This is a genomic window from Nocardia sp. NPDC059195, from assembly GCF_042754695.1.
Classification (GTDB): Bacteria; Actinomycetota; Actinomycetes; order Mycobacteriales; family Mycobacteriaceae; genus Nocardia.
In genome coordinates this window covers 229762-236480 of sequence record NZ_JBHZBG010000010.1, presented here as the reverse complement: position 1 = coordinate 236480, position 6719 = coordinate 229762, and the positions used below count along the sequence as shown (strand labels likewise).

At 66.8% G+C, this 6719-nt stretch carries 7 protein-coding genes; all 7 read right to left on the bottom strand.

Going from position 1 to position 6719, the window contains the following annotated elements; all coding sequences use genetic code 11:
- Window positions 1-552 precede the first annotated feature (552 nt).
- The 7 genes from tyrS to ACFXKN_RS16015 all read right to left on the bottom strand — a co-directional run bounded on the left by tyrS (window position 553) and on the right by ACFXKN_RS16015 (window position 6705).
- Entirely contained in the window at window positions 553-1839 is a 1287-nt protein-coding gene (gene tyrS, locus ACFXKN_RS16045) for a tyrosine--tRNA ligase (RefSeq protein ID WP_379433263.1), read from the bottom strand.
- Window positions 1840-1867: 28 nt separating this feature from the next.
- Window positions 1868-2716, bottom strand: a complete 849-nt coding sequence (locus tag ACFXKN_RS16040; protein ID WP_378955015.1) for an alpha/beta fold hydrolase — start codon at window positions 2714-2716, stop codon at window positions 1868-1870.
- A 202-nt stretch (window positions 2717-2918) separates the two neighbouring features.
- Window positions 2919-3344 (bottom strand): DoxX family protein, encoded by a 426-nt coding sequence (locus ACFXKN_RS16035; protein ID WP_379433262.1) that lies wholly within the window; start codon window positions 3342-3344, stop codon window positions 2919-2921.
- Between the two features lie 74 nt (window positions 3345-3418).
- Window positions 3419-4069 carry a DNA-3-methyladenine glycosylase gene (locus tag ACFXKN_RS16030; RefSeq protein WP_379433261.1) on the bottom strand — a complete coding sequence of 217 codons (651 nt, stop codon included), beginning with the start codon at window positions 4067-4069 and terminating at the stop codon, window positions 3419-3421.
- 59 nt (window positions 4070-4128) lie between these two features.
- Complete coding sequence (locus tag ACFXKN_RS16025) at window positions 4129-4485, bottom strand: DUF4377 domain-containing protein (protein WP_379433260.1); 357 nt, start codon at window positions 4483-4485, stop codon at window positions 4129-4131.
- A 71-nt stretch (window positions 4486-4556) separates the two neighbouring features.
- Window positions 4557-5435, bottom strand: coding sequence for an RNA polymerase sigma-70 factor (locus ACFXKN_RS16020; RefSeq protein WP_379433259.1), 879 nt, complete (start codon window positions 5433-5435; stop codon window positions 4557-4559).
- A 91-nt stretch (window positions 5436-5526) separates the two neighbouring features.
- Window positions 5527-6705 (bottom strand): NAD(P)/FAD-dependent oxidoreductase, encoded by a 1179-nt coding sequence (locus ACFXKN_RS16015; RefSeq protein WP_379433258.1) that lies wholly within the window; start codon window positions 6703-6705, stop codon window positions 5527-5529.
- Between the last annotated feature and the right edge of the window lie 14 nt (window positions 6706-6719).

Sequence of the window (6719 nt, the reverse complement as noted above, 5' to 3'; positions counted from 1 at the left end):
TCCGTTGAAGACTCTCAACCAACCCCGAAGGGTCAATCAGAATAATCTAAAGACTAGAGTCCGAAAACCTAGCAAAGCCAAACACCAGCAAAAAAATTCGCTGTTGTTTATGTCCAACCTCCCACGACCGGGGGGTACGCGAAGGTTGGAACCAATATAAATATTGGCACTGACATTCATCGACACACTATTGAGTTCTCAAAGAACACACGCACAACCAGAATGACCGGATCGTTCCGGATCTCCTGAAGGGCAACTGTTCCAGCCTAACCTTGCATCCAGACGAAGTCAATCGTAAGCCTGGTCACAAGATCTTTAGCTCCATCAGGCGCTTCCCCGTACTACCGCGTTTCCCTGGCCCGCCAGCCTCTCGGGCTAGCGTCTCGGCTCCGGGTTGGTGTCCGTGTCGCTCTGACTTCCAATAAGTTACGCGCCGGATAACGCCGCGTCAAATCGCCTGGACAACACCAGATCTCCGCAGGTCACGGTGGTGCGTTCAGCCGATGCGGCTGCCTGAATCACACGGATGTGATTCAGGCCTCCGCAACGACGTCAGGCTATCCGATGCACGCCCGCCATGTTCTTCTTTCCGCGCCGCAGCACCAGCCACTCACCGTGCAGGTAGTCGGCATCGGACGGAGTCCAATCGACGTCGCTGACCCGCTGGTTGTTCACCGACGCGCCGCCTTCGTTGACTGCCCGACGCGCCGCGCCCTTGCTTTCGCACAAACCCGACGCGACGAGCAGGTCGACGATCGTGTTCGGTTCACCCGGCACGACCTCGGCGACCTTGCCGTCGACCGCGGCTTCGCGCAGCGCGGCGCCGAGCGTGGACAGCGGAAGTTCGCCGAGCTCACCGCGACCGAACAGGGCATGGCTGGCCAGTTCCGCCGCGCGGGTCTCGGCCTCGCCGTGCACCAGCGTGGTCATCTCCGCCGCCAGCCGCTTCTGGGCCTCGCGGGCGAACGGACGTTCCGCCGTCGCCTGCTCGAGTTCGTCGAGTTCCTCGCGGCTGAGGAAGGTGAACCAGCGCAGGTAGCGCACGACATCGGCGTCGGCGGTGTTCACGAAGTACTGGTACCAGGCGTAAGGGCTGGTCAGTTCGGGGTCGAGCCACAGGCTGCCGCCGCCGGTGGACTTGCCGAACTTCTTGCCGTCGGCCGAGGTCACCAGCGGCACGGTGAGCGCGTGCACATGCGCGCCGTCGACCCGCCGGTTCAGTTCGACGCCGGCGATGATGTTGCCCCACTGATCGGAGCCACCGACCTGCAGCGTGCAGCCGTGCTCGCGCCGCAACTGCAGGTAGTCGTTGGCCTGCAGCAGCATGTAGCTGAACTCGGTGTAGGAGATACCGTCGCCTTCGAGCCGCCGTTTGACGGTGTCGCGGGCGAGCATGACGTTCACCGAGAAGTGCTTACCGACGTCGCGCAGGAAGTCGACGGTCGACAGCGGGCCGGTCCAGTCCATGTTGTTGACGATCACCGCACCGGTCGGCGAATCGTCGAGGTCGACGAAACGCTCGAGCTGGCCGCGGATGCGCTGCGCCCACTCGGCGACGGTGTCGGTCGAGTTCATGGTGCGTTCGCCCACGTCACGCGGGTCGCCGATCATTCCGGTCGCGCCGCCGGCGAGCACGATCGGCCGATGCCCGGCCAGCTGGAAGCGCTTGAGCGCGAGCAGCGGGACGAGGTGGCCGGCGTGCAGGCTGGCGGCGGTCGGGTCGAAGCCGGCATAGAGCGTCAGGGGCGCGGCGGCCGCGGCGGCGCGCAGCTCGTCCAGGTCGGTGGACTGCGCGATCAGGCCGCGCCAGGTCAGTTCGTCGAAGATGTCGCCGGTCACGCTGACCCATCTTTCCGCATGCGGTTCCTCAGTCGCGTGCGCGGGTGATCCAGGCGAGCAGATCGGCTTCGACCTCGTCGCGATTGGTTTCGTTCAGGACCTCGTGGCGGGCGTCCGCGTAGACCGCGTAGGTGATGTCGTCCAGGCCCGCGTCGCGGTAGCGCCGCACGAGCAGGTCGGACAGGCGGAGCTTGTCGTTGAGCGGGTCCTTGTCACCGACCATCACATAGATCGGCAGGTCGGAGCGCACGGTGCTCGGATCGGACAGGCGGGTCTGGGCGTTGGCGGCGAGTAGGCCCATGTTGGCGTCGTCGATGGCGAAACCACACCAGGGGTCGGCGTTGTAGGCGTCTACCTGGGCTTCGTCGCGGCTGATCCAGTCGGCGTCGGTGCGGGTGGGCTGGAATTGGGCGTTGAAGAAGCCGGTCAGGTCACCGCCGGCGGCCGCGATCTCGCCGAACAGGCCGTCGACGGCGGTCGTGCCGCTCAGGACGACCTCGTCGACGAGGTCGGAACGGTCGAGCAGGTACTGCTGCACGGCGAAGGAACCGAGGCTGTGGCCGATCAGGGTGACGGGCAGGCCGGGATGACGTTCGCGCAGGATCTCGGTGAGCGCGACCTCGTCGGCGACGAGCAGGTTCCAGCCGTCGGGGCCGAGGTCGCCCGGTACTTGCCCCATGGTGAGGCCGTGTCCACGGTGGTCGTCGGCATAGACGGCGAACCCGAGGCCCGAAAGCCGTTCGGCGAGATGGCCGTAGCGGTCGGAATGTTCGCCCATGCCGTGCGCGATCTGCACGACGCCGCGGGGCTCGGTCTCCGTGGGGAGCCAGCTCCGCACGTGGATCGCGGTGCCGTCGCTACTGGGAAAGGTGAACACGGGCGCTCCTGCTCGTACGGTCTTTTCGACGTGGTCTTCGATCGTCGCACCCCCGAGGATTTCGCCATATTGGATTCACAGACGAGATCAGGGCGGTGATCTTGGCTCTGCGGCCGAACCCGCATCGACCGAATGCCTCGACACGCCGATGATCGCCGGAACCCCCCGGGCTCCGGCGATCATCGGCGTGTCGAGTCGCGGTTCATCGCACCAGCGCGGTGATGGTGGCGCGGCGTTCGTAGGCGATCCAGGCGAAGATCGCGGCCAGCACCAGCGGGAAGATCGCCATCGCGGGCTTGTCGGCGATGAAGGCCTGTGTCGCGGCGGCGAGCACGGTGAGCACGGAAAGGCCTACCGCCGCAAGGCCGCTGAGCCGCGGCACCATCAGGCCGATACCGCCCGCCACCTCGACAACTCCGATGAAGATGAGCAGCCCGATGGGGATGGTCAGGTTCTCGGGGGCGTTGTCCATCAGAGTGTTCGGGATGACGAGTTTCGGGCCGCCCGAAGCGATCACGAAGAAGAGGCCGAGCACGATCTGCAGGGTCCACAGGACCCGGTTGCGGATCTTGCCGGGGCGGTAGGTGGCGGCGTCGGAGAAGTTCGCGGAGGGGGTCGCAGTGGTCATTGTCTCGTCCTTCGAGTCGGTCGCGCCGGGTTGGTAGCGCGTTCAACAGATTGGACGGACCGTCGCCCGCAAACTCATCGCTGTCGGCGAAGTCTTTCGGAACCGCTGCTCGGCTCGAACGCACGTGGGCTACGCCGATAGACCGAGACGGCGGGCGAGGCCGGTAGCCAGAACCGCCAGGGGATCTCGGCGGCGACGCTGACGCCCACCCTCGGGCCGGAGGCGATATCGGATTGCGGCACAGCTGGTTTCAGTTCCAGGTGCAGCGCGGAGAACGGATCGAACAGCTCGGTGCCATAGTCGGACATGCTGATGCCGAGCGCGCTGCCGACATTGCCCGGTCCTCGCGCCAGATCGGCGTCCTTGCGCGCGGCGGGCCTACGTTCGCGTGCGATGTCGACGCCCCCGACCACTTCGGCCGCACGCACGAGTACCGCACCGGCCACACCGTCGTAGCCGACGGTCACATTCACACACAGGTGAATTCCGTACGAGCGATAGACGTAGAGCCGCCCGGGCGGGCCGAACATCACCGCGTTGCGGGCGGTCGGCCCCGGCCAGGAGTGCGCGGCGGGGTCGGGCCACGGTCCGGCGGGATCGCTGCCGTAGGCCTCGACCTCCACGATCCGCAGGGCGACCGAACCCGACGTCAGGATGGCGCCGAGCAGTCGGTGCGCGGCGGTGGGCGGATCGACTGCCAGTTCCTGGGCGGACACAACCATCATTGTCGTCCGGGCCCGGTGGCCCGACGCTGCCGGGTCAGGCGCTGTGCAGGCCTCGTGTTTCAGGCCGGGGTTTTGGCCTCGACCTCGATCAGGTCGTATCGGAGCGACGAGTGGTCGGCGGGTGGATTCTCGACCGGGTCGACCCTGACCAGCAGTTCGTAGGTGTAGCCGGGTTCGTAGGTGAATCCGGTGATGCCGTCGTAGAACAGTTGCCACGGCTCATCAGGGGAATAGCGGACCTGCATGCACCGCATGGGTGCGACGCCATGGCAGTCGACCTGCTCAGCGGCGACGAACATCCGGACGGTGTCCCGCTGCTCGGTGGTCGCGGCATCATCGCTGGTGTCCGCGCAGCCCAGGATGCCGAAGCCGGTCGCGAGCACCATGGTGGCGATCAGGGTCGGTCGTCGAGCCATGGTGTCGTCCTCCGGCTGTCGGGTGTCCAGGAAGGGTAGCTGATACGTAACCGGCCGGGGCGGAGGATTCGTCAGCCGAGCAGGTCGGTGCCGCGGTACAGACCGGCCAGCTTGCTGGGGTTGACCTGGAATCGCAGGTTCTGGATGCGTCCGTCGACGAGGTCGAAAGTGAATGCGGCGCCGGGGTTTCCGGCGAAGGACGCCAGGGCGCCGAGCTCGCCGTTGATGTCGGCCGCGGTGAGTTCGAAGCCCGCGGACGACGGTTTGGCGAGGACGCCGAGAATCCAGCGAGCGACGTGGTCGGGGCCGTACAGGGGTCGGCGCGCGGCGGTGACCACGCCGCCACCATCGGACCAGCACGTGACATCGGGGGCGAGCAGATCCATCAGGGCATTGAGGTCACCGCCCGCGCAGGCGGCCATGAATTGTGCGGTGACCTGGGCGCGAGCGGCCTTGTCGGCATCGAATCGGGGGCGGCGGGATTGGACGTGGTTCTTCGCGCGGTGCGCGATCTGGCGCACACCCGCCTCGGGACGGTCGAGGGCGTCAGCGATTTCGGCGTGCGAGTAGCCGAACACTTCGCGCAGCAGGAACACGGCGCGTTCGACGGGGGTGAGGGTTTCCAGCACGACGAGCATGGCGGTGGAGACGGTGTCGGCCAATTCGGTGTCCTCGGCGATATCGGGCGAAGTCAGTACCGGCTCGGGAAGCCAAGGGCCGACATAGCTTTCGCGGGTCGCGCGGGCGGAGGTGAGCCGGTTGAGCGAGAGATTGGTGACGGTGCGGACCAGATAGGCCTTGGGGTGGGTGACCGTGGCGTGGTCGGTGTCGTTCCACTTGAGCCAGGTGTCCTGCAGGATGTCCTCGGCGTCGGTGACCGTACCGAGCATGCGGTAGGCCGTCGCGAACAGCAGGCGGCGGTGTTCGAGGAACGGATCCTGATCGGACATAGGTCCTACCATCTCGCACGCTCCGTCACTGTGGCGAATCAGCGGGCGCCGATGGCTGACCGACGCCCGATCGGCGACGGCGGCAGGTCCCTCACGCGATGGCGCGAGTTACCTTGCCGCCCTTGGACAATTGCACGTTCATGGTCATCTTCTTACTGGCCTTGAACGTCGGAACGGGGCTGCTGCTGACCATCTCCTTGTAGGTGCGCGCGGTCCAGCCGGTGAGGTAGAGGCGGCGCGGGGTGTCGTCGGCGTTGGTGAACTGGATGACCGCGTCGCGACGGCCGAGGCTGACAGGCTGGTGGAAGTAGCCGAAACGGAACGGCCGCGTCTTCTTGCCGCGCAGTTCGGCGGCGATCACGTCGGCGGTGTAGGCGGCGGTGGGCATGCCGCTCTGGCAGGTGCCGTGCACCTGCCCCCATGCCTGACGAACGGCGGCCGCGTCACCGATCGCGTGAATCGTGGGGTGCGACACCGACTTCAGCGTCGGGTCGACGACGATGAGGCCGCGCGCGTCGGTCTCGATACCCGCCTCGGCCGCCAGCGGCGAGACCCGGACCCCGGTGGTCCACAGGGTGAGATCGGCGCCGATCACCGTGCCGTTGGCGAGCTCGACCGCGTCGGGCTGCACTTTGGCGACGCGTACGCCGATCTCCCGGACGATGCCGAGCCGGTCCAGCGCCTTGTTCAGGTGCGCGCGAGCCTTGTCGCCCATCATCGCGCCCGGCTCGCCCGAGCTGATCAGGGTGACGCGCAGACCGGGGTGGCTTTCCGCGATCTCGGTGGCGGCTTCGATGCCGGTGAGGCCGCCACCGCAGACGGCCACAGAGGCGCCCTGGGTCGTGAGAGTGGCCAGCTTGCCTGCGAATTCGTGGGCGCGACGGGGGTTGTCGAGGGTGAAGGCGTGTTCGGCGACGCCGGGCACCACGGTCGTCTCGGCGGTGCTGCCGAGGGCGTAGATCAGCTCGTCGTAAGCGAGCTCGCCCGCACTGTCGACGTGGACGCACTGGCCGGTGGGGTCGATGGCGGTGACCCAGCCCTGGACGAACTCGATGCCGGTGCCGTCGAGGATTTCCGGGATGTCGTGGTGGGCGAGTTCCTGACCCGCGGCGATCTGGTGCATCCGCAGCCGCTCGGTGAAGCGGGCCGACGGGTTGACCAGGGTGATCGCGACATCCAGTTTCCGCGTGCGCCGGGCCAGGCGGATCGCGGCCAGCATGCCGGTGTAGCCGGCGCCGAGGACGACGATGCGGTGCGTGGTGGTGGTCATTGCGGTGCTCCTTG

Coding starts and splice junctions, on each gene's coding strand:
- ACFXKN_RS16015 (WP_379433258.1), bottom strand. CDS start 6,705: ATGACCACCACCACGCACCGCATCGTCGTCCTCGGCGCCGGCTACACC.
- ACFXKN_RS16035 (WP_379433262.1), bottom strand. CDS start 3,344: ATGACCACTGCGACCCCCTCCGCGAACTTCTCCGACGCCGCCACCTAC.
- ACFXKN_RS16030 (WP_379433261.1), bottom strand. CDS start 4,069: ATGATGGTTGTGTCCGCCCAGGAACTGGCAGTCGATCCGCCCACCGCC.
- ACFXKN_RS16025 (WP_379433260.1), bottom strand. CDS start 4,485: ATGGCTCGACGACCGACCCTGATCGCCACCATGGTGCTCGCGACCGGC.
- ACFXKN_RS16020 (WP_379433259.1), bottom strand. CDS start 5,435: ATGTCCGATCAGGATCCGTTCCTCGAACACCGCCGCCTGCTGTTCGCG.